The organism is Candidatus Accumulibacter meliphilus (assembly GCF_036625345.1).
GTDB lineage: Bacteria > Pseudomonadota > Gammaproteobacteria > Burkholderiales > Rhodocyclaceae > Accumulibacter > Accumulibacter meliphilus.
The window spans coordinates 36,448-56,874 of the sequence record NZ_JAZKTZ010000015.1 but is presented as its reverse complement, the minus strand read 5'-3'; the positions used below and the strand labels follow the sequence as shown (position 1 = coordinate 56,874).

General features: G+C 64.2%; 23 protein-coding genes. 15 read left to right on the top strand and 8 right to left on the bottom strand.

Features of this window, described 5'->3' with window-relative positions; genetic code table 11:
* Positions 1–53 precede the first annotated feature (53 nt).
* The 8 genes from V5B40_RS22460 (at position 54) to bioD (ending at position 7,084) form a co-directional block, all read left to right on the top strand.
* On the top strand, positions 54–458 hold the full coding sequence (locus tag V5B40_RS22460) for a DUF2934 domain-containing protein (RefSeq protein ID WP_332356647.1): 405 nt from the start codon (positions 54–56) through the stop codon (positions 456–458).
* A gap of 78 nt (positions 459–536) precedes the next feature.
* Entirely contained in the window at positions 537–1,010 is a 474-nt protein-coding gene (locus tag V5B40_RS22455; RefSeq protein ID WP_332356646.1) for a carbohydrate-binding protein, read from the top strand.
* Positions 1,011–1,165: 155 nt separating this feature from the next.
* Entirely contained in the window at positions 1,166–2,341 is a 1,176-nt protein-coding gene (locus V5B40_RS22450) for a DUF2863 family protein (RefSeq protein ID WP_332356645.1), read from the top strand.
* Positions 2,342–2,361: 20 nt separating this feature from the next.
* Positions 2,362–3,705, top strand: coding sequence for an adenosylmethionine--8-amino-7-oxononanoate transaminase (locus tag V5B40_RS22445; protein ID WP_332356644.1), 1,344 nt, complete (start codon positions 2,362–2,364; stop codon positions 3,703–3,705).
* The gene (gene bioF / locus V5B40_RS22440) at positions 3,702–4,856 is read left to right on the top strand and encodes an 8-amino-7-oxononanoate synthase (RefSeq protein WP_332356643.1); all 1,155 of its coding nucleotides are present in this window, start codon (positions 3,702–3,704) and stop codon (positions 4,854–4,856) included. Before V5B40_RS22445 ends, bioF begins: the two co-directional genes overlap by 4 nt.
* Entirely contained in the window at positions 4,853–5,638 is a 786-nt protein-coding gene (locus V5B40_RS22435) for an alpha/beta fold hydrolase (RefSeq protein WP_332356642.1), read from the top strand. Before bioF ends, V5B40_RS22435 begins: the two co-directional genes overlap by 4 nt.
* A complete protein-coding gene (gene bioC, locus V5B40_RS22430) occupies positions 5,616–6,389 on the top strand; it encodes a malonyl-ACP O-methyltransferase BioC (protein WP_332356641.1) in 774 nt (257 codons plus the stop codon). Before V5B40_RS22435 ends, bioC begins: the two co-directional genes overlap by 23 nt.
* Positions 6,390–6,397: 8 nt before the next feature.
* A complete protein-coding gene (gene bioD, locus V5B40_RS22425; protein ID WP_332356640.1) occupies positions 6,398–7,084 on the top strand; it encodes a dethiobiotin synthase in 687 nt (228 codons plus the stop codon).
* A gap of 102 nt (positions 7,085–7,186) precedes the next feature.
* Here the strand turns inward: bioD and V5B40_RS22420 are convergent, their stop codons facing one another.
* From V5B40_RS22420 to V5B40_RS22410, 3 genes are all read right to left on the bottom strand, one after another.
* On the bottom strand, positions 7,187–8,368 hold the full coding sequence (locus V5B40_RS22420) for an acetyl-CoA C-acyltransferase family protein (RefSeq protein ID WP_332356639.1): 1,182 nt from the start codon (positions 8,366–8,368) through the stop codon (positions 7,187–7,189).
* A 24-nt stretch (positions 8,369–8,392) separates the two neighbouring features.
* Positions 8,393–8,617 (bottom strand): hypothetical protein, encoded by a 225-nt coding sequence (locus tag V5B40_RS22415; protein WP_332356638.1) that lies wholly within the window; start codon positions 8,615–8,617, stop codon positions 8,393–8,395.
* 152 nt (positions 8,618–8,769) lie between these two features.
* The gene (locus V5B40_RS22410) at positions 8,770–8,964 is read right to left on the bottom strand and encodes a hypothetical protein (RefSeq protein WP_332356637.1); all 195 of its coding nucleotides are present in this window, start codon (positions 8,962–8,964) and stop codon (positions 8,770–8,772) included.
* Positions 8,965–9,127: 163 nt separating this feature from the next.
* Here V5B40_RS22410 and V5B40_RS22405 point away from each other — a divergent pair, with 163 nt between their 5' ends.
* Positions 9,128–9,592: a hypothetical protein gene (locus tag V5B40_RS22405; RefSeq protein WP_332356636.1), complete on the top strand. Its 465-nt coding sequence runs from the start codon at positions 9,128–9,130 to the stop codon at positions 9,590–9,592.
* On the opposite strand, the gene V5B40_RS22400 is transcribed toward V5B40_RS22405, so the two are convergent.
* From V5B40_RS22400 to V5B40_RS22385, 4 genes are all read right to left on the bottom strand, one after another.
* Positions 9,589–10,233, bottom strand: coding sequence for a CoA pyrophosphatase (locus V5B40_RS22400; protein WP_332356635.1), 645 nt, complete (start codon positions 10,231–10,233; stop codon positions 9,589–9,591). The genes V5B40_RS22405 and V5B40_RS22400 overlap by 4 nt on opposite strands.
* Entirely contained in the window at positions 10,217–10,510 is a 294-nt protein-coding gene (locus V5B40_RS22395; protein WP_434735904.1) for a hypothetical protein, read from the bottom strand. The genes V5B40_RS22400 and V5B40_RS22395 overlap by 17 nt, the downstream gene beginning before the upstream one ends.
* Before the next feature lie 9 nt (positions 10,511–10,519).
* Complete coding sequence (locus tag V5B40_RS22390) at positions 10,520–11,194, bottom strand: retropepsin-like aspartic protease family protein (protein ID WP_332356634.1); 675 nt, start codon at positions 11,192–11,194, stop codon at positions 10,520–10,522.
* A 148-nt stretch (positions 11,195–11,342) separates the two neighbouring features.
* Complete coding sequence (locus V5B40_RS22385) at positions 11,343–11,786, bottom strand: universal stress protein (RefSeq protein WP_332356633.1); 444 nt, start codon at positions 11,784–11,786, stop codon at positions 11,343–11,345.
* Positions 11,787–12,116: 330 nt separating this feature from the next.
* Between V5B40_RS22385 and V5B40_RS22380 the strand changes: the two genes are divergently transcribed.
* From V5B40_RS22380 to V5B40_RS22370, 3 genes are read left to right on the top strand one after another with little or no spacing between them, the layout of a single operon-like run.
* On the top strand, positions 12,117–13,277 hold the full coding sequence (locus V5B40_RS22380) for a toll/interleukin-1 receptor domain-containing protein (RefSeq protein WP_332356632.1): 1,161 nt from the start codon (positions 12,117–12,119) through the stop codon (positions 13,275–13,277).
* A 1-nt stretch (position 13,278) separates the two neighbouring features.
* Positions 13,279–14,052 (top strand): hypothetical protein, encoded by a 774-nt coding sequence (locus V5B40_RS22375; protein WP_332356631.1) that lies wholly within the window; start codon positions 13,279–13,281, stop codon positions 14,050–14,052.
* Positions 14,042–14,968: a tetratricopeptide repeat protein gene (locus tag V5B40_RS22370; RefSeq protein WP_332356630.1), complete on the top strand. Its 927-nt coding sequence runs from the start codon at positions 14,042–14,044 to the stop codon at positions 14,966–14,968. The genes V5B40_RS22375 and V5B40_RS22370 overlap by 11 nt, the downstream gene beginning before the upstream one ends.
* 12 nt (positions 14,969–14,980) lie before the next feature.
* Here V5B40_RS22370 and V5B40_RS22365 read toward each other — a convergent pair whose 3' ends face one another.
* Complete coding sequence (locus tag V5B40_RS22365; protein WP_332356629.1) at positions 14,981–15,118, bottom strand: hypothetical protein; 138 nt, start codon at positions 15,116–15,118, stop codon at positions 14,981–14,983.
* A 407-nt stretch (positions 15,119–15,525) separates the two neighbouring features.
* On the opposite strand from V5B40_RS22365, the gene V5B40_RS22360 reads away from it, so the two are divergent.
* From V5B40_RS22360 to brxC, 3 genes are read left to right on the top strand one after another with little or no spacing between them, the layout of a single operon-like run.
* The gene (locus V5B40_RS22360) at positions 15,526–16,308 is read left to right on the top strand and encodes a hypothetical protein (protein ID WP_332356628.1); all 783 of its coding nucleotides are present in this window, start codon (positions 15,526–15,528) and stop codon (positions 16,306–16,308) included.
* A complete protein-coding gene (locus tag V5B40_RS22355; RefSeq protein ID WP_332356627.1) occupies positions 16,305–16,859 on the top strand; it encodes a DUF1788 domain-containing protein in 555 nt (184 codons plus the stop codon). The genes V5B40_RS22360 and V5B40_RS22355 overlap by 4 nt, the downstream gene beginning before the upstream one ends.
* Positions 16,860–16,908: 49 nt before the next feature.
* The gene (gene brxC, locus V5B40_RS22350; protein ID WP_332356626.1) at positions 16,909–20,373 is read left to right on the top strand and encodes a BREX system P-loop protein BrxC; all 3,465 of its coding nucleotides are present in this window, start codon (positions 16,909–16,911) and stop codon (positions 20,371–20,373) included.
* The last annotated feature ends 54 nt before the right edge of the window (positions 20,374–20,427 follow it).

Here is a 20,427-nt window from a genome sequence, read left to right as displayed (position 1 = left end):
CGGTGCACCAACCATACTGACATACTGACAGCGAAGGAAAAAAGGGATAGATCATGGCTGAAGAAACCACAACCAGCACGACCAAGAAGAAACCAGCCGCCAGCAAGCCGGCGACGAAACCAACGACATTAGCTGCCGCAGCAGCCACCAAGCCGTCCGCAGCCAAGCCGCCTGCGGCGCCGAAAGCCGCAGCCGCTGCGGCGAAGAAACCGGCGGTGAAGAAAGCCGCAGTGCCTGCGGCCGCCACCGCCCCTGCAGCGAGCAGCCCACAGCCGGTGGCCGCTGCGTCGCCCCCCGCTGCCACGCCAGTCGCAGAAAAGCCCGGCGCCGAAGAGCGCTACTGCATGATCCAGTCCGCGGCCTACTTCATTGCTGAAAATGACGGTTTTCAAGGCTCTTCCGCGCAGTACTGGATAGACGCCGAACGTGAAGTGGCCGCACGACTCGGGGAAGTGTAAGACCCGCATAGCCGCGAAGATCTCGCTTTACGGCCTCCGCGTCGCGGAGTTCCGCTTACTGATGAGGGGTTTGTAGCCATGCGCAAGCGAGTAATCCCGGATGTCCCGCAGGCCGATGCTTCGCCGCCTGGGGACTGGCTCAATCTCGAAGACCTGGCTGAGGTGGAAATCAGTTCGGAAGAGGCGGCTCATCCCATTGAGTCGGCCCTGGTGCCGGGCGGCGGCAGCGGCTGGCGTGCCGCAGTTCCGGGCAGGCAAACCATCCGCCTGCTCTTTGCACAGCCGCAGACGCTGCACAGGATCTGGCTGTCCTTCGTCGAAACCTCGGTGCAGCGTACCCAGGAGTACGTTCTGCGCTGCTCTGCCGATGGCGGACAATCGTTCCGGGACATCGTCAGGCAGCAATGGAACTTCAGCCCGGACGGGGCCAACAGCCAGAGCGAAGACCATCGCGTCGAGCTCGCTGCGGTCAACATCCTCGAACTGATCATTACCCCGGACATCGGCAACCAGGCGGCGTTCGCGTCGCTGGCACAGCTGCGCATCGCCTGAGAAGCCGCACTCGCGCGCGCCGGCTGGCATCCGTCGCCCGGCCCGCCACGCAAATGTACGAACAGGCACGAAAATGCACGAAGATGCACGCGCGCCGACGCCGGGCTCGCCAGCTTGCTACAATGGCGGATTGACTCTGCTGCAGGCTCCCGACGATGAAACGCAACCGCTTCTCCTCCCGCAAGCGTATTTCTGCTGACGCCACCGAAGTCGGCCGTCTGGCCATCGGCCTGGCCGAGTCGGGCAGCAAGCTCGAGGATCTGTTCTGGCAGAAACGTCTGGCAGAACTCGTGGACCAACTGCTGCACGATGGCGCCGAGGAAGACTTGAACGCCTCGCTGGACCGCCTCTTCGACACGCACGCGATGGCGCATGACGATCTCGCCGACATCGTCGAGTCACAGGCCGAATCGTGCATCATGCTCGATCGCGGCCAGGATTTTGACGTCCTGCTGATTGCGGTTCCGGTACTCGGCTGGTCGCGCTTCTCGATTCCCGCGGCGGCGATTCCGCAGGGCCTCCTGCAGACCTTGAAGGTCCAGCTTGGGGCGCACGTGTTTGCCGCCGGTGCCCGCGTCGCGCTGGCCGATTACCTGTACAGCCCGGACCAGCTACCGCACAGTTTTGTCGAGACCTGGCAACTGCTGCAAAAACTCGGTGCAGCGGCGCTCGCCGGCTGTGATCTCAGCGTCGACGCCGCCAGCATGCCGGAAACAAACCGCTTCCTCTCCGACACCCGCTACGTGATCGGTGCACTGGCGGTACCGCGTGGCCTGCCCCTTTTCCGCTGGAACGAGGAAGACAAGAGCACCCGTGAGACGGCGCTCAAGGAGTGGCTGCGCCAGGGCGCCCCCTGCTTCGAACCGCTGCTGACCGGCTGTGCCTATCAACCGCTGCTCGCCGACGCCTACCATGCGGCCTGTCGCGCCGCCGACAGCGCCTCGCGCCCCTACTCGCTGAACGCCTCGGTGGCCTTCCTGCAAGCGACACTTGGTGAGTCAGCCGACAATCTGCGCGCCATCGTCGGCGGCTTCCACGACAAGCGGCTGGAAGAATACCGCATCGGCTTTGGCCCGCGCGACGAGGACGTCATCTACCACGGCGTGGTCTGGCCCTTGCTGGGCATCGAAGACGAAACGACCGACGTGGCCGGAGAAATCGAGAGCGTGTTGCGCAAGACCGGTCTCAAGGAAGTCACCGTCCTCGACCAGCAGTTCCCCTATGAGTTCTGCGACGACTGCGGCGCGCCGCTGTATCCCAATATCGAGGGTGAGACGGTCCATGCCGAGATGCCCGAGCAGGACGACTCGCCCTCGCAGACGCTGCACTGAGCGGCGGCGAGCAAACTCTGATGAGCAATAGCGATCTGCTGCAGCGCAGCCTGGCGGCCGTCTGGCACCCGTGCACCCAGATGAAGCAGCACGCCGACGGCGACGGCGCCCTGCCGATCGCCCTGCCGATGATTCCCATCGCCAGCGGCAAGGGCGTCTGGCTGCACGACTTCGATGGCCGACGCTACCTGGACGGGATCAGCTCCTGGTGGGTCAATCTCTTCGGTCACTGCAATCCGCGCATCAACGCCGCCCTGCACGCGCAGCTCGAGCAACTCGAACACGTGCTTCTGGCCGGCTGCACGCACCAGCCGGTGGTCGAGCTTTCCGAGCGCCTGGCAGCACTTACCGGCGGCGCGCTCGGCCATTGCTTCTACGCTTCTGACGGTGCGTCGGCGACTGAAATCGCGCTCAAGATGTCATTTCATTCATGGCGTAACCGCGGCCATGGCGACAAACAGGAATTCCTTTGTCTGCGTGGTAGTTACCACGGTGAAACCATCGGCGCGCTGGCGGTTACCGACGTCGCCTTGTTCAAGGATGCCTACGCACCACTGATTCGTCCGGCGAGCACCGTGCCGACGCCTGACGCACGCCTGGCGCAAGAGGGAGAATCTGCGCTTGATGTCGCCCGCCGCGCCGCCGCGGCGCTCGAGCGCCATCTCGACGAGCACCACTCGCGCATCGCCGCCCTGATCGTCGAACCGCTCATCCAGTGTGCCAGCGGCATGGCCATGTACGACCCCGAATACCTGCGCCTGGCGCGCGCCCTCTGCGACCGCTATCAGGTGCACCTGATCTGCGACGAGATTGCCGTTGGCTGTGGTCGCAGCGGCACTTTCTTTGCCCACGAGCAGGCCGGCATCCGGCCGGACTTCCTGTGTTTGTCGAAAGGCATTTCCGGTGGCTACCTGCCGCTGTCGATGGTACTCACCACTGACACCGTCTATGCCGCCTTCTACGACGACCGCGTCAGCCGTGGCTTTCTGCATTCGCACTCCTACACCGGCAACGCCCTGGCCTGCCGAGCCGCTCTGGCGACGCTCGACATCTTTACCGAAGACCAGGTCATCGAAACGAATCGAGCACTCAGCGCGCATCTCGCCAACTGCCTCAAGCCGCTGGCCGATCACCCGCGCGTGCGTCATCTCCGCCAGCGCGGCATGATCGCTGCGTTCGACGTGCTCAGCGACGACACGCAGTTCTCCGAGCGCTTCTACCGCCAGGCGCTGGCCCGGGAAATCCTGCTGCGACCGATCGGCAACACCATTTATTTCATGCCGCCGTATGTGATCAGCCATGAGGAGTGCGAGTTTCTCGTCGCGCGCGCCATCGCCGCACTGGACGCCGCGCTGCACTCATGATCTGGGAAGAACTGCAAAGCGAACTCGACGCCCTGCAGGCAGCCGGCCTCCGACGCACGCGTCGCACCCTGGACCTTCCCTGCGGTCCGCAGGCGCGCGTCGATGGGCGCTCGCTGATCAGCTTCTGCAGCAACGATTACCTGGGACTGGCCAAGGACCCGGCGCTGATCGAGGCGGCCTGCCTCGGTGCCCGGAGCTGGGGCGTCGGCAGCGGCGCCTCGCACCTGGTCAGCGGCCACCTGACGCCGCACGCCACCCTCGAGCAGAAGCTGGCCGATTTCACGGGCTTTGCCCGCGCCCTCCTGTTCTCGACCGGCTACATGGCCAATCTGGGAATCGTTCCGGCGCTGGTCGGGCGCAAGGACGCGGTCTTCGCCGACCGTCTCAACCACGCTTCGCTGATCGACGCCGTGCAGCTCTCGCGAGCCGACAGCCAACGCTACCCGCACGCTGATCTGGCGGCACTCGAGCGCCTGCTCGCCGCCAGCCCGGCGCGCCGCAAGCTGATCCTCAGCGATGCGGTATTCAGCATGGACGGTGATCTGGCGCCTTTGCCGGGGCTGCTGGAGCTCGCCGAACGCTTCGACGCCTGGCTGGTGATCGACGACGCGCATGGTTTCGGCGTCCTCGGCGCGCAAGGCCGCGGCAGTCTCGCGCATTTCCAGCTACCCGCGGCCAGACGCCTGCTGTACATGGGTACCCTCGGCAAGGCAGCCGGGGCGGCCGGCGCTTTCGTGGCTGGCGACACGACGGTCATCGACTGGCTGGAACAGCGCGCGCGCACCTACCTCTTCACCACGGCCGGCAGCCCGGCCACCGCCTGTGCGCTACTCGCCAGCCTGGCGTTGATCGCCGACGGTGACGCTCGGCGCAGCCGGCTATGGCAGCTCATTGCGCAGTTGCGCGACGGACTGGCCGGCACACGCTGGCGCCTGCTACCCTCGCCGACGGCGATCCAGCCGGTGCTCATCGGCGACAACCACGAGACGCTGCGCGTCGCCAGCGCCCTCTACGATCGCGGCCTGTGGGTGCCGGCGATCCGGCCGCCGACGGTGCCCACTGGGAGCGCACGCCTGCGCGTATCACTGACCGCAAGCCACACTGAGGAACAGCTCGCGCAACTGGTCGACGCGCTGCGCGAACTGGCATGAGCGCAATCATCGGCAGCGGCCCGGATCTGGCCCTGATCCACGGCTGGGGGCTGGGCAGCTGGGTCTGGCAGCCAGTGCTCGATCGCTTGTCGCGCCACTGCCGCGTACACCTGATCGACTTGCCCGGCTACGGCCAGAGCGCCGCTGACGGCGATGCGCGCACCACTTTCCCTGATTTCCCGGCGACGGCGCAGGCGCTGCTCGAGGCGCTGCCGGAGCGGGTCACCCTGTGTGGCTGGTCACTCGGCGGCCTGCTCGCCATGCGCGCCGCGCTGCTGGCGCCCGAACGCGTCTGCGGACTGGTCCTGGTCGGCAGCACGCCCAGTTTCCTGCAGCGCGCCGACTGGCCGACCGCACAAACGCCGGCACTGGTCGACCACTTTTCGGCCGGCGTCCAGGCGCAGCCGCAGCAGACCCTGCAGCGTTTCGTCACTGTCCTCAGCCAGGGGGACGCCAAGGCGCGAGCAATCACCCGTATGCTCCTCGCCGGTCTGCGCGCAGCGCCCCAGCCCGCCAGCAACGCGCTGCGCGGCGGCCTGGAATGGCTACGCGAGCTTGACCTGCGGCCCCTACTGCCAGGCATTGCCACGCGCAGCCTGATAGTCCACGGCAGCGAGGACCCGCTCAATCCGGCCGCGGCGGCAACCTACCTGGCGAGACAGCTGGCCAACGCGCAACTGGATATTTTCGATAATGCCGGGCATGCCCCTTTCCTGGCCAACCCGGATCGCTTCGCGCGACTGCTGGACGATTTCTGTCATGCCCCTGTTACTACCCGCTAAGCCGCGCGTTCGTGAATCCTTCGCGCGTGCCGCCGCCTCCTACGACAACGCGGCCGTCTTGCAGCGCCAGGTCGGTGAGCGCCTGCTGGCCGATTTTTCACCGCTTCCAGAACCAGGCACGATCATCGATGCCGGCTGTGGCACGGGTCATGGTTGCCGCCTGCTACGCGCACGCTGGCCGAGTGCCCGCATCACGGCGGTCGACTTCGCGACAAGCATGCTCGCCGTCGCGCGCAGCGCTGCCGATCACTGCCTGGCGGCAGACATCGAAGCGCTGCCCTGTGGCGACGAGCGCTTCTCGACCTGGTGGTCCAACCTGACGGTGCAATGGTGCGATAGCGGCAAGGTGTTTGCTGAAGCGCGGCGCGTTCTGCGTCCCGGTGGGCAACTGGCGCTGAGCACGCTCGGGCCGCAGACCTTTGCCGAACTGCGCGCGGCCTTCATCGGCATCGACCGCCACCGCCACACCCTAAGCTTCAGCGAGCCAGACGCCATTGCTGCGGCGCTGACGCTTGCCGGCTTCGCCGAAGTCAGACTGCAACGCCAGACGATCAACATGCACTACCCGGATCTGAAAACCCTGCTGCGCGCGGTCAAGGAAATCGGTGCCCACTCGGTCGGCGAAGGCGCGCGCAGCGGCTTGCTCGGCCGTAGTGCCTGGCAGAGGGTCCAGGCCGCCTACGAGCAGCACCGCACGCCGGCTGGCCTGCCGGCACGGTACGACGTCATTCTTGCCTACGCCAGGAAGTGAGCGACCACATGCCATCTCAGCCCACAGCGCAGAAGACCGCCTGGTTCGTCACCGGCACCGACACCGAAATTGGCAAGACCTTCGTCGCCTGCGCACTGCTGCATGCGCTGCGCCGGGCCGGGCTGAGCGCCGTAGCGATGAAACCCGTTGCCGCGGGTTTCGACGCTAGGGGACGCAACGACGACGTCGAGAACCTGCTCGCCGCGTCGTCGCTGCAGCCGCCGCGGGAATGGGTCAATCCTTACGGCTTCAAGGCGGCGATCGCGCCGCACATCGCCGCCGAGGAGGAAGGCCGGCGCATCGAACTACCGCACATTGTCGCCACTTTTGCACAACTGCAGGCTCTCGCTGACGCGGTTGTGGTCGAGGGTGTCGGCGGCTTCTGCGTGCCGCTGGGTCGCGCCTACGACACCGCCGATCTGGCGGCCGCACTGCAGCTACCTGTGCTCCTGGTCGTCGGCATGCGCCTTGGCTGCATCAACCACGCGCTGCTCACCCAGCAGGCCGTCGCGGCGCGCGGCCTGGCCCTGGCAGGCTGGGTAGCGAACCGCATCGACCCGGAAATGTCGCGCTTCAGCGAGAACCTGGCGGCCCTGCAAGAGCGGCTCGCGGCGCCCCTGCTCGGCGTCGTCGAACACGGTACGACCCCCGAAAAAGCGGCCCTGGGGCTGCGGCTTCCACAGCAAACCGAATGAGGTGATCGACGCGCCACGAACGCACCGCGAAAAAAAAGCCCGACCGCAAAACGGTCGGGCTTTTCTGCTTTTTGAAGCGCCTACAGCGGACTGCAGACCGCGTTAAAGGCGTTCGAAAATCGCCGCAATACCCTGGCCGCCGCCGATACACATGGTGACCAGCGCATACTTGCCGCCGGTGCGCTGCAACTCGTAGATCGCCTTGGTGGCGATGAAAGCGCCCGAGCAGCCGACCGGGTGGCCGAGAGCAATGGCGCCGCCGTTGGGGTTGGTCTTGACCGGATCGAGGCCGAGACCCTTGTTGACCGCGATCGCCTGCGCCGCAAAAGCTTCGTTGGACTCGATGACGTCCATCTGATCGAGCGTCATGCCAGCTTTCTTGAGCACCAGCTTCGTCGACGGAATCGGACCTTCACCCATGATCTCGCTCGGCACGCCGGCGACGGCGTACGCGACCAGACGAGCGATCGGCTTCTGGCCGGCCGCAGCGGCGACATCGGCAGCAGCCAGCACCATGAAGGCGGCACCGTCGTTGATACCCGATGCGTTGCCGGCCGTCACCGTTCCGTCCTTGATGAAAGCAGGCTTCATCTTGGCCAGCGTCTCCATCGTCGTGCTCGCCTTGACGTGTTCGTCGGTGTCGAAGGTGACCTCGCCCTTGCGGGTTTTCATCACGATCGGCACGATCTGCGACTTGAAGCGACCTTCGGCGATGGCCGCGGCAGCACGGCGCTGCGACTCGACAGCCAGCGCATCCTGCTCTTCGCGGCTGATATCCCACTTCTTGGCCAGATTCTCGGCAGTCACACCCATGTGACCGACGCCAAAGGGGTCGTTGAGCGTCGCCACCATCATGTCGATCGCCTTGGCATCGCCCATACGTGCCCCGGAACGCATCGCCGTCAGCATGTAGGCGCCGCGCGACATCACTTCCACACCGCCGCCGACACCGTAATCGGAGTCGCCGAGCAGGATGTTCTGGGCGGTGCTGACAATGCCCTGCAAACCCGAGGCGCACAGGCGGTTGACCGCCATGGCCACCGAATCCATCGGCAGGCCGGCCTGGATCGCCGCCACACGAGCGACATAGGCAAAACGCGAATCGGTCGGAATACAGTTGCCGACGGTGACGTAGTTGATCTGCTGCGGATCGACACCCGAGCGGGCGATCGACTCTTTCATTACGGTGCCGGCCAGTTCATGCGGCTCCATGTTGGCCAGTGAACCACCAAAGGTGCCAATGGCCGAACGGACTGCGCTTAGTACAACGACTTCTCTGCTCATGAAGAAACTCCTGTAAATAATCGATCAACCGCCTACCGGATTGGCAAGCCCAAACAACAACAGCCACAGTGGCAGTGCACGCCAAATCAGACCGACGCCACTCTCCATGAAATCCACCTCTGCTTCGTCACCGACGCCGCTGTCGGCCTGGCCGGCAGCATCGCCGCATTCACCGCATTCGCCGCATTCACCGCATTCGCCGAGCGGCAGGCCAAGACGCAGCCCGAGCACACCCGCAGCGCTGGCCATCAGGAACCCCAAATCCGCATCGGGTTTCTGCTTGGCCTGCGCTCGCCAACGGGATAACGCAGGCTCGAAATTGCCGACAATGGCGAAAGCAAGCGCAGTGCCCCGCAAAGCTGGACAGTCAATAATAGCAAAGCTTCGCCGTGCGAAGCTTTCTAAGTCGCCGATTTCTCGATCACGGCTCCTCGCCACGACAGCGGAACAGAAAGCGCCTGCCGAATGCCCGTATAATAGTGCGCGGACTGCCCAAGTCCCATCGTCACATGGCGCACGAGAACATGCCCGCTCCAGACGAGCAGCGACCGCATCTGCTCAAGAGGCAGGACGGCCAGCAGGGAAAAGAAGCTCATCCCGGAGACTCGTGCCGATATCTTTGGTGAGCGGCATCGCGTACGCCAGACAGCTGGCCACCACGGGTTAGTCAAACGAGGACATTACCACAGGCATGGGGGGCTTGCAGAAGCGCGGCCCTTCTCGCAAAATCGCTCCAGCGCTTCCAGAAGGCTTTTCAGGATGGAACTATCGTCTGTATTCAGCAAGACAGCGAAGGGCCAGGATGAGATCTCCACCCGCGCTCATCGCTTGCCGGCACGAGTGCGGGCAATGCTGATCATGATCGACGGGCAACGTACGGGCCAGCAGTTGCTGGCCCTGTGCACCTCATCCGCGGAGGGCCAGCGGCACCTCGCACAATTGCTGAACGGTGGCTTCGTGCAGCAGCTGTCAGCGACCACCGGCGCCCCCCTTTCGGCGGCACTGCCCGACGAGGACATCAGCCTCGCCAAGAGCTACGTCATTCGCACCTTGCACGAATTGCTGGGGAAGGAGGCGCTCGTTCTGGCAGCAGAAATCGAGAAAACGGAGACCCTCGACGAACTGCGGCGGCACTTCGGTCAACTCCACCTGGCGCTCGGCGTGGTCCCTGACCGGAGGAAGGTGGAGCAATTTCTCGAGAAAGTCGCCCTGGTTCTCGATTAGCGTCCAGCGACCTCGAGGGCCCGATAGAGGGACATGATGATCCCTGCCGTAGCGCCCCAAATGAAGTAATCGCCAAAGGGCATCGCGTAGTAGTGACGCAGCTTGCCCCGGTAGTGAAGCGAATGCCGCTGGTGATTGGCGGGATCCATCAGGAATGACAAAGGCACTTCGAAGGCTTCCGCCACCTCGAAGGTGTCGAGCTGCAAATCGAAAGGTGGCGTCACCATCGCCACCACCGGCGTGACACGGAAACCCGTCGACGTGCGGTACTCGGGTAGATAGCCAATGATTTCGACATGTGCCGGCGACAAACCAATTTCCTCGATGGTCTCGCGCAGCGCGGTATCGGCCGGCGATGGATCGCTCGCTTCGCAACGCCCCCCCGGAAAGCTGATCTGTCCCGGATGATCGCGCAAATGTGCCGTGCGCTGAGTCAGCAATACCGTCGGCTCACCAGTACGTCGAACAATCGGAAAGAGTACGGCTGCCGGCAGCAGATCTTCCTCGCCAACGCCATCTTCAAGAACACAGGGAGAACTCGCAGGCTCGACAGACAGAACCTGCCACAGTTGATCCAGGTCGACGGCCTTGCCGCTGGCCTCTGTCGCAGAGCCCGGCAAGGCCTCAATGGCTGACGACACGCTCGCCGTCCCGTGCGCCGCCGGCATCGTTCTCTTCCTCGATTTCTGCGCGCACGGCGGCAAGAGCGTCGCGCAAAGTCTCTTCCGACAAAGCGTTGATCGTCGTTGCCACCAGATCTGCCGACTTGACGGCAGTCGGCGGCAGCGCCCGGCTGTCGAGCGAAGCAATCAGCGCCGCTGCGGCACCGACGACTTGCAGCAGCGTTTGCCGCTCGCCCATCAGGATATCGAGCTCACGGCTCAACATGCTTGCTTCTTCCTTTTGCTGACGCATCATCGACTCCTCTTAGTAGCGCTTTCTGAGGGTCATTGTCTGACCGTCACGCTGCATTTCCATACGGTTCAAAAACGTCATGCCGAGCAACACGAACGGCATGTCCTGTTGATGTACCAGCGCATCGATACCGTGCAGGACAATCTCGCCAACACGTACACTATCCAGCTGAACACGAGAAACTCGGGCTTCGCCATTGGCCGTGTTCACCATCGCCGACTGGCCCTTGCTGGCGTCAATGCCGATCCGCCGCGCGTCACTGGCACCGAGCGAGACCATCGTGGCACCGGTATCGACCAGAAAACGGACGCTCGTTCCGTTGATGTTCCCGGTGGTCAGGAAATGACCGTTACCGTCAGCAGTCAATACCGCGCTGTGACCGCCCTGCGACGAAGAGCTGGAGACAACGTTCTGCCCCACGCGCAGGATACGCTTCTTTCCGTCACTCTCGATGGTTGCCGTTTCACGGTCGACGGCCAGCACTCGAACGCCCTCGCTGGTTTCCGTGCCGACGGCCACCGTCCGTGGGGCGCCGCCGCCGATGCTCAGCAGCGCCTTGCCCGGAAATACGCCGGCCAAACCGACATCGACCGCCTCGACAGCAGTACAACTGGCGGCCAGGCCGAACGCTAACAGCGGCACCCGGCAACGCCAGCCAACAACTTTCGTGAAGCGCTGCATGCTCATTACACCTTTTCCATCGCCAGCCGTATTTAGCCAGCTGGCGCCCACGCGTCCAAGGCATTTTGCCACACTGCGCCAGCAATGGCTGGACCAGGGCAGCACTGTCAGGCGTGCTGGCGAGCCTCCCTCCCAACGCCAGGAAGCGCGGTGATCAGCGATAGACGAGAACGGGAATGGTCGAGTGCGTGAGCACCTTGTGCGTCTCGCTGCCGAGCAACAGGGCGCTGATTCCGCGGCGGCCATGCGAGGCCATGAAGATCAGGTCGCAGCCTGCTTGCGTCGCCGCATCGATGATCGCCTCGTAGGGAATGTCACTGGTCAGCGATAACTTCTCAACCCGGACGCCAGCCTCCTTGCCCAGATCAACGACGAAGTCGAGAACCTGTTGTGCTTGCTGCTCGGCAAGTTCATCGAATTTCTCTGGCGTCGTCGGATCGATCAGAGCCCCTTCGCCATAGTAGCTGACCGGGTACTCCGGCTTGGCAAAGAATGCCGTAATGCGCGCGCCTGCTTCCTTGGCGAACGAAACCGCGCGCCGGGCCGTTGCCTTTGAAAGATCGGATCCATCCGCAGGAACAAGGATGTGCTTGAACATGGCGCTTCCTCCACAGTGACGTCAATTGGCAATTGACTATAGGTAACAAAGGTCACACCAATTTTGACGGAAGTCAAACGATAGGCCGGCTTTCCGCCCAGATCGATGCCCGGACACGGTCAGCATCCTGGCGTCGAAACGGACTTTCGGCGATACAGTCAGCCAGGAGCGAAGAAAACCGAGAACTTTTCCGCTCTATCGCCGGCGCAGCGCCGGCCAGGAAATCTGCTGCTGCTCGCGCGCCATCAATCCCCCTCGCCTGGCTTGAGTATTTGCAAGTGTTCGCGCATTATTTGCACTGTCCAACCGAACCCTCCCTACCCTCGACTCATGCCAACACGCGCCGTGCCTGAAAGATTCCTCGTCGCATTCTCCCTCGCGGGCGAACAGCGCGAGCTCGTGCTCGCTATCGCCGAGGCGGTGGAGAATCGGCTGGGGCGCGGTAGCGTGTTCCTGGACGAGTGGTTCGAGCACTACATCGCTGGCGACGATGCGGACCTGAAGCTTCAGGAGATATACGGTCGACGGTGCGAGCTGGCGGTCGTGTGCGTCTCGGAACGCTACGGGTCCAAGCCCTGGACGCAGGCCGAGCACCAGGCCATTCGCGCCCGAAACATGAAATGCAGCGCAGCCGCGGAGAAACGCGAGCGCGACGCCATTCTGCCGATCCGCGTCGGCGATGGCGAAGTCGCAGGCATCCTCTTCAACGCGATCGTGCCCGACGTGCGGGGCCGCAGTGCCGCCGAAAGCGCTGAATTGATCATCGCGCGCCTGCACCTCCTCAGGCCCGACCTGGAGGCCCTCTCGGCGAGCGCACCGTCTGGACCGGCATGGCCGAAAACGCCATCGCCACTGTCATGGCCCATGGCCAACCATAGCGGCGCGCGGGAAGCTTTTGGTCAGCTGCTGACATCCAATGTGCTTGGGCGCCTTCTGCGGATCCGGGGGGTGAGCGAGACCGGCAAGAGCCACATCACGCGGCAGATGCTCGCCAACGTTCTTCCCGTTGCGGACATCGCGTGCGGACGCTTCGATTTCAAGGGAACCACGGACATGGACCGCGAGGTCCGTGCCTTCGTCCAGGACCTGGGCGTGACGACGCCGCCATCGACACCACGGTTGCACGAGCGCTTCGACCAGATCCTCGATGCGCTCCGGCAACGAGCCCAACCCACCCTGTTGATTTTCGATACCTACGAAATGGCGGGCGAAGCGCAGCAGTGGGTGGAGAAGTCCCTGCTCCAGAGCCTGATTCGCGCGACTTGGCTGCGCGTGGTCGTCGCCGGACAACAGGTGCCGGACGCCACTGGAGCAGTCTGGGCCGCGGTGGCATGCCCTGTCGTCCAGGTGGAGCCTCCACCGCCCGCCGACTGGTATGACTACGGGAAGCGGCACCGCCCGAACCTGAAATTGACGGATGTGGAGACCGCGTGCGATCTGGCCAGAGGGAAGGCCAGTTTGTTGGCGCAACTGCTCGGACCTGCTGCCTGATATGGAATTCACCGAGCAACTTGCTTTACTCCAGGCGGCCGCGGGCGATCCGGCGAAGCTCGCGCTGGCCACGGCGGATCTCGCCTTTCCCGCCCTGCCGCCTGGAGAGCGGTTGGCGTTGCGGGAAGCCCTGGCGGCAGCGGCGATAGCGCATTGGTTTGATGCCAACATCCTCGCGGTCTTGCTGCAAATCACAGCCGAGGAAAGCCGCGTCCTGCACGGGCGGCTGTGCCAGCTGACCGTGGTGGAACCGTTTCCGGCACGAGGCGAGACGGCGGCGAATGTCCACGAGGCCGCTCGGCTGGCACTGCGCAAGGCTCTGGCGGCCGAGCGGACGGATTGGTTCCGGACCTTGAGCGAGCGGACCGCCACGCATTTCGCGAATGATCCCACGCCCGCCGCACGCATCGAGTGGATTTACCACCGCCTTTGCTCTGCGCCGGATGAAGCCGCTAGCGAGCTTGAGCGACTCGATCGTGATTGGTCTGGCACCGCACACCCCGAAGACCGCGAGGCACTGGCGGTGGCCTTGCGGGAGTTGGCTGGGACAGGCCTGATCCACGCTCGCGCCCTCGTATGGGCGTCGCTCTGTATCGCATGGGTACGCGTGGATCGGGGTGAAACGGCGCAGCTTGGTGATGACGCGCACCGCATTCGCGAACTCGCGCGCGACCTGGGCGACGCGCGGGCAGAATCGGATGCCGAATGTCTCCTCGGCGACGTGCTGCAGGCGCAGGGCAAGCTGGGCGAGGCGCAGGTGGCCTTTGCCGAATGATCTCGCGATCAGCCGCCGGCTGGTAGAGCAGGACCCGAGCAATACCGGCTGGCAGCGGGAGCTGGCGGTGACGCACAACCGGATGGGCGGTGTGCTGCAGGCGCAGGGCAAGCTGGACGAGGCACAGGCGGCCTTTGCCGAAGGTCTCGCGATCAACCGCCGGCTGGCGGAGCAGGACCCGAGCAACGCTGGCTGGCAGCGGGGCCTGGCGGTGGCCCACAACCGAGTGGGCGGGGTGCTGAAGGCGCAGGGCAAGCTGGACGAGGCACAGGCGGCCTTTGCCGAAGATCTCGCGATCAGCCACCGGCTGGTAGAGCAGGACCCGAGCAACGCCGGCTGGCAGCGGGATCTGGCGGTGGCGCACAACCGGGTGGGCGGGGTGCTGCAGGCGCAGGGCAAGCTGGACGAGGCACAGGCGTCCTTTGCCGAAGGTCTCGCGATCAGCCGCCGGCTGGCGGAGCAGGACCCGAGCAACGCCGACTGGCAGCGGGACCTGGCGGTGGCACACCGCCACGTGGGCGGGGTGCGGCAGGCGCAGGGCAAGCTGGACGAGGCGCAGGCGGCCTTTGCCGAATCCCTCGCGATCAGCCGCCGCCTGGCGGAGCAGGACCCGAGCAACGCCGGCTGGCAGCGGGACCTGGCGGTGGTGCACAACCGGGTGGGCGGGGTACTGCAGGCGCAGGGCAAGCTGGACGAGGCGCATGCGGCCTTTGCCGAAGATCTCGCGATCAGCCGCCGGCTGGCGGAACAGGACCCGAGCAACGCCGGCTGGCAGCGGGACCTGGCGGTGGCGCACAACTGCGTGGGCGGCGTGCTGCAGGCGCAGGGCAAGCTGGACGAGGCGCAGGCGGCCTTTGCCGAAGCGCTCGCAATCAGCCGCCAGCTGGCGGAGCAGGACCCGAGCAACGCCGGCTGAGAGCGTTGAGGTTCATTGCCCGTCTGGCGAGAGCTGGTGAAAGCGAAGCTGTTGCAGACTTTTTAGCGGATTGTCGCGCATGCCGCGCAAGGCATCGAAGTCCTTGCGCGCCATGAGCAGCAAGTCCTGCGCGTGATCAGGCGCGCGCATGCGAACCAAACAGGATCACGGTGTCAGGGTTGGCTTCGCGAATGAAAACGTCCCGTGTATCTTCCCTCAGGAGGACGTACTCCGGCCCTGATCCGCCGCCAAGCAGAGGTAGCGGCCCGTGCAGAAGCGCTCAAATGATCTTTGGATAGGCAACAATCCTCGATCGCGTGTCGCAGCTGATCATCTGATTGGCACAGTCGGTCATGCATTTGGCCGTCAAGCGCCATAAAATGGCCGCACGGCTTACGTCGCCCTGTGCCTCACGGTTCTGCATCGCCGGAATGGCGTAGTTGCCGCGGGGAGCAAGCGTAGCGTGGCATCGGGTGCCGACTGACTGCAACAAACTGCCCGTGTAAGAACCTGTCCGACCATTGCCGTAGAATCCCAGGCGAAAGCCCGGACACTTGATGACCACAAAACTCTCGCAACACGCCATTCGGATTGGTTTCAGCAATGGCGGCGCGCTCAGCTCGAGAACCGCGATGACCGGCGAACTGCGAACACTTCTGGCGGCTGTCCCCATCGACGCCGATGCCGAGGCGTATCGAAAGGCGGTTCTGGAAGAAAACCTCCTCCGGAAATCCACCGCATCCAATCGTGAGAAGACGCTCAAGTTCTTGCGCCGTCTTTACGCGATCGACCCAACTGTCTGCCTCTTCCGGGAAATGCGGCGCCTCTCGCCCTATTCCAGCGACGATGCGCCGCTCATGTCCGGGCTCTTGGCTATGGCCCGGGAACCCCTTCTGCACGCGTGCCTGGAGATGGTGTTGAGGATTCCGGTGGCCGAGAGCCTGGACCGCAAGGCCTTCGCAGACTGGATACGCACTCACGCGCCGGGACGATATTCCGAAGCGATGTATGTCAGCTTCAGCCACAACCTCTACGCCTCCTTCTTTCAATTCGGCTATCTTGGGCCATCGCTGGGCAAGGCACGCACCAGGCTCCGGCCCTGCTCCGGGATCGCGACCGCGACCTACGCCGCCTTTCTTGACTGGCTGGGTGGCATGAACGGTATCGCCCTTCTGCAAAGCCCCTACTCGCGGGCGCTTGATCTTCCTGCCGAGGAACACCTTGCCCTGCTTCTGGCTGCCGGGCGCCATGGGCTAATGAAAGTCGCCTACTCGGGCGGAGTCCTCGAACTGGGATTCCCCGATTTCCTCGGCGACGATGAAAAGAGACTCAGCGCATGACCATTGCCCAAGTGATCGTCGATCGACTCAAGGAACACCTCGCCCTGCCCTGGCCGGAAAACGTATCCCCACGCGAGCGTGTTGTCATGGTCGTCTATCAGCCGGGCGACGAGCGAAAGCTGCGCCGCCTGATGCAATCCGGAGAACTCGCAAAGGAAATCAGAACCACCGGCCACGGCTGGAAGGAATATGACCTGGCAAGCGAGTTTTCGCGCTGGTTCGCGCAGTACGAGTACCGCGACCGCTATCTCAGCCGTCCCGAACGACTCTGGGACGATGCTGGCAATGTGCGCGGCCTCGACGAGTATCTGGTGGCCCGCATCGGCGCGATTACCGCCGAGCTGACCAGTAACGATGCCCTGGCTCTCGTCGGTGGCGGTGGTCTGTTCGGCCTGCATAGCGTCTCATCCTTGATCGAGCGCATCGAGAGTCACATCCCCGGCCGCCTGGTGATCTTCTTCCCCGGTGAGCACGACGCCAAGAACAACAGTTATCGCCTGCTCGGTGCCAAGGACGGCTGGGGCTACCTGGCGGTGCCGATAAGCTGCTGAATCCTGCTCACCTTAGCCCACAGAGGCCACTGCGGCCGCCGAGACCAACATGATCAATCGCGAAGTATTCGAAAGAGACATCGACAGCTTCTCCCTCGAAAATCAGGGCGTCGCCAAAGTTGATGAGGCGCTCGACGACCGGCAGCGGCGAACGCTGCGCTTCGAGCTGGAGACTTTCGTCTGCAAGGGCCATTACGAGGAAGGCCTGCGCCGGATTTTCGAGTCTTTCACCGAATCGCTACGCCGCGATCACGAATCGCCGCCGGCCTGGGTATCGGGCTTCTTCGGCAGCGGCAAGTCGCACCTGGTGAAGATGGCCCGCGCCTTGTGGACCAACGAAGCCTTCCCCGGCGGACGCCTGCCACGCGACATCGCTCGACTGCCACCCTCGGTGTCCGACAGCCTCGCAGAAATTGACACGCTCGCGCGGCAGCGCAAAGTAGAGCTGCGTGCAGCTTCCGGCACGCTCAGCCAGGGCGAGGGTGACAGTATCCGCAAGGCGGTTCTCAGCATCGTCTTCAAAGCCCTGGGTCTACCAGCAAAGTACGATGAAGCGCGCGCCCTGCTCTGGCTACGCAACGAAGGCATCGAGGACACGGTACGTACCAAGCTGCACGCAAAGGATCGCCAGCTGGAGCGCGAGTTGCGCGATCTTGCCGTTTCCTCGCATCTCCACGACGCCATCCTCGCTGCCAAACCCGGTCTCGCGCGCGACGCATTTGAGCTCGGCGATAAACTCGAGAAATTCTCCACGACCGGAGATGTCGGCCAGGCTGATTTCCTCAACTTCTTTGCCGAGGCCGTAAGCAGTGGCGGCGAAATGCCGATCTTCCTGCTGGTGCTGGACGAACTGCAGCAATACATCGCCGACAGTGCCGACCGCGCGATGCGCGTGCAGGAAGTCATCGAGAGTCTCAGTGCCGGTTTCCATGGTCGCGTCCTGGTCATCGCGACCGGCCAAAGCGCCCTGAACAGCACGCCGGTGCTTTCCAAGCTTCTGGGACGCTTTCCGGTGCAGGTCCAGCTTTCCGATTCAGACGTCGAGGAAGTCCTGCGCGAGACGGTGCTCAAGAAGAAAGCCTCCGCCGGCAAGGCCCTCGGTACCTTGTTCAGCCCCGCTGGCTGCCTTGGCGAAATTGCTGGCCACCTGCACGGCAGCGCTTTCGCGCACCGTCGCGAGGACGAAGACAACCTCGGGTCGAGCTATCCCTTGTTGCCGACCCGGCAACGGCTGTGGGAACGCGTACTGGCGACCACCGACGCCACCGGAACCGGGGTCCAGTTGCGTTCCCAGCTGCGTCTCGCCTTCGATGCCGTGCGCAAGAGCAAGGATGCCGCCCTTGGTCATATCGTCGGTGGCGATTTCATCTACGACGAAATCCGTATGCGTCTGCGTCAATCGAGCCAGATCAGCACGGAAACCGCCAATGCCATCGACCGTCTCGACGCCGCCGCTGACGACCGCTCGCGGCTGAAGGCACGTGCCTTGAAGGTGGTCTTCCTGCTCACCCGCATCACCGGTAATTCAGCCCAGGACACGGGTCTGCATACCGACCCGCAAAGCATCGCCGATGTCCTGATCGACGATCTCATGGCACCGAGCGCAGCACTGCGTGGGCAGGTCGCCGCCGTACTCGACGAGTTGGTCACCCGGGACCGCCTGCTAATGCGCGTCTCCGCCGGCGGCCTGGACGAATACCGCTTGCAGACCAGGGAAAGCGCCGACTGGTTCGCTTACCAGCGTGGCGAGGAGGACGCGTTGCGCAGCAATCCCTCCGCCTACGAGAGCAAGATCCGCGAGCAACTGCTGCAAATGGCCGGCGAAAAGATCCGCCGCCTGACGATTCCGCAAGGTGTCAGCCGCGAAATCCGCCGCCTCAAGCTCCATACCGACGCCAACGCCTCGCCGAAGATCGAGGCCGAAATCCCGGTGTGGCTGCGCTCCGATGTCGACGGCACACAGGCCAAGGAAGTGCTGGGCGATGCTGCCCGCGCCGGAATCAACTCGGCCATCCTTTTTGCCCATGTCGCCCTGCCGCGCAAAGACGAACTGGTACGCGCCATCATTACCCGCGAAGCCGCCGACCGTACCCTCGGACATTTCGGCGAAGCGCAGACCGCTGAAGGCCAGGAGGCCCGCAATGCGCTCGCCAAGCAGAAGCGTGATGCCGAAACGCGCGTCAACGACTTGATTCGCCAGGCGCTCGAGCAAGCGCAGATCATCCAGGGCGGTGGCCAGGTGGTCGAAGACGGCGCCACGCTCGATGACCGGATCAAGCAGGCAGCGACTGACGCCGCCGCCCGCCTGTTCCGCAAGTTCGGCCTCGCCGATGCCAACGGCTGGGACAAGGCCTTCAATGATGCCGAGCGCGGTTTGGTCAACGCGCTTGAAAAAATCGGGCATCAGGAAACGGCGGAAGCCCACCCGGCTGCCCAGGAGATCCTGCAGCGCCTCGGTTCTTCCGCCTGGAGAGGCAGCAGGCTGCGCGAGGAGTTTATGGGCGAACCCTACGGATGGTCGCAGGATGCCGTCGACGCGCTCCTCGCGGTGCTTTTCGCCGCCAGCCAACTGCGCATCGTCAATGCCGCCGGCAGCGCCTGGCCGGCCGGCCGATTCAACCGCCGCGATGTCGCTGCGAGCAGCTTCTCCCGCGAGACGGCACCGCTCTCGAATGAAGAAAAGCGCGCCATTGCTCGCCTCGTCCGCTGCCGGCCCGACGAAGCCGAGGCCAGGGCACCCGACTTTGTCGCCAAGCTGCGCGACGCTCAAGGGCGAGCGACAGGCGCAGCCCCACGCCCGGAAGCCATAGCCAATGCCCTTATCGACGAGCTCGCTGCCACTTCCGGGCGCGACCTGGTCAAACGCCTGGCCAAAGTGGAGAAGGCGGCAGGCCAGCTGCTGGGCGATCTGGAAGCCAAAGCCGCCAGGATCGCCCAGCGTGAGCCGCTATGGCGGCAGCTCGCCACGCTCCTGGAGTACACGCGTGATCTGCCTGAAAGCGAGCCGATCACCGCCGAGCGTGACGCCATCCTGCGCGGCCGCCTGCTGATCGATGACCCTGACAAGGTCGACCCACTCGTCGATCGCGCCGCCGACGCCCTGCGTGCCGCGCTCAACCATGCCGCCGAGACTTACCGGCGGGAATACGGGCAATGCATCAAGGAGCTCGAGGCGTCGGCCGAATGGGGCAAACTCCCCCCGGAAGACCGCGCCGCCATCCTGCGCGAAGTGCAGCTCTCCTCGCCGGAGGGCGCACCCAGGGTGGGCACGCTGAGCGAGCTGATCGCTTCGCTGGCCGCCTGCTCGCCGCAGCGCTGGTCCGAAAAGCGGCACGCGCTGCGCAGCCAGCTCGCGCGGGCGCTCACCGCCGCCGCCAGAAAGCTGGAACCAACCGTTCAGCCAATCACACCACCTCGCCGCCTCGTACGCAGCGAAGCCGATCTTGACGCCTGGCTGGCCGAAGTTCGCGCGGCGGTTCTGTCGAAGCTTCCTGCTGGCCCCGTCCAGCTATGAAAAAGTCACAGAATTGCTCCATGACGCAATATTGCATCTATTAACATTGCTCTT

What these genes read in the sequence shown, in the direction of transcription:
- V5B40_RS22415 (WP_332356638.1), bottom strand. Translation starts at nt 8,617, where the DNA reads ATGGCCAGCGCTGCGGGTGTGCTCGGGCTGCGTCTTGGCCTGCCGCTC.
- V5B40_RS22385 (WP_332356633.1), bottom strand. Translation starts at nt 11,786, where the DNA reads ATGTTCAAGCACATCCTTGTTCCTGCGGATGGATCCGATCTTTCAAAG.
- V5B40_RS22395 (WP_434735904.1), bottom strand. Translation starts at nt 10,510, where the DNA reads ATGATGCGTCAGCAAAAGGAAGAAGCAAGCATGTTGAGCCGTGAGCTC.
- V5B40_RS22455 (WP_332356646.1), top strand. Translation starts at nt 537, where the DNA reads ATGCGCAAGCGAGTAATCCCGGATGTCCCGCAGGCCGATGCTTCGCCG.
- V5B40_RS22435 (WP_332356642.1), top strand. Translation starts at nt 4,853, where the DNA reads ATGAGCGCAATCATCGGCAGCGGCCCGGATCTGGCCCTGATCCACGGC.
- V5B40_RS22375 (WP_332356631.1), top strand. Translation starts at nt 13,279, where the DNA reads ATGGAATTCACCGAGCAACTTGCTTTACTCCAGGCGGCCGCGGGCGAT.
- brxC (WP_332356626.1), top strand. Translation starts at nt 16,909, where the DNA reads ATGATCAATCGCGAAGTATTCGAAAGAGACATCGACAGCTTCTCCCTC.
- V5B40_RS22420 (WP_332356639.1), bottom strand. Translation starts at nt 8,368, where the DNA reads ATGAGCAGAGAAGTCGTTGTACTAAGCGCAGTCCGTTCGGCCATTGGC.
- V5B40_RS22360 (WP_332356628.1), top strand. Translation starts at nt 15,526, where the DNA reads ATGACCACAAAACTCTCGCAACACGCCATTCGGATTGGTTTCAGCAAT.
- V5B40_RS22355 (WP_332356627.1), top strand. Translation starts at nt 16,305, where the DNA reads ATGACCATTGCCCAAGTGATCGTCGATCGACTCAAGGAACACCTCGCC.
- bioD (WP_332356640.1), top strand. Translation starts at nt 6,398, where the DNA reads ATGCCATCTCAGCCCACAGCGCAGAAGACCGCCTGGTTCGTCACCGGC.
- V5B40_RS22450 (WP_332356645.1), top strand. Translation starts at nt 1,166, where the DNA reads ATGAAACGCAACCGCTTCTCCTCCCGCAAGCGTATTTCTGCTGACGCC.
- V5B40_RS22445 (WP_332356644.1), top strand. Translation starts at nt 2,362, where the DNA reads ATGAGCAATAGCGATCTGCTGCAGCGCAGCCTGGCGGCCGTCTGGCAC.
- V5B40_RS22410 (WP_332356637.1), bottom strand. Translation starts at nt 8,964, where the DNA reads ATGAGCTTCTTTTCCCTGCTGGCCGTCCTGCCTCTTGAGCAGATGCGG.
- bioF (WP_332356643.1), top strand. Translation starts at nt 3,702, where the DNA reads ATGATCTGGGAAGAACTGCAAAGCGAACTCGACGCCCTGCAGGCAGCC.
- V5B40_RS22380 (WP_332356632.1), top strand. Translation starts at nt 12,117, where the DNA reads ATGCCAACACGCGCCGTGCCTGAAAGATTCCTCGTCGCATTCTCCCTC.
- bioC (WP_332356641.1), top strand. Translation starts at nt 5,616, where the DNA reads ATGCCCCTGTTACTACCCGCTAAGCCGCGCGTTCGTGAATCCTTCGCG.
- V5B40_RS22405 (WP_332356636.1), top strand. Translation starts at nt 9,128, where the DNA reads ATGGAACTATCGTCTGTATTCAGCAAGACAGCGAAGGGCCAGGATGAG.
- V5B40_RS22365 (WP_332356629.1), bottom strand. Translation starts at nt 15,118, where the DNA reads ATGCGCGCGCCTGATCACGCGCAGGACTTGCTGCTCATGGCGCGCAAG.
- V5B40_RS22390 (WP_332356634.1), bottom strand. Translation starts at nt 11,194, where the DNA reads ATGAGCATGCAGCGCTTCACGAAAGTTGTTGGCTGGCGTTGCCGGGTG.
- V5B40_RS22460 (WP_332356647.1), top strand. Translation starts at nt 54, where the DNA reads ATGGCTGAAGAAACCACAACCAGCACGACCAAGAAGAAACCAGCCGCC.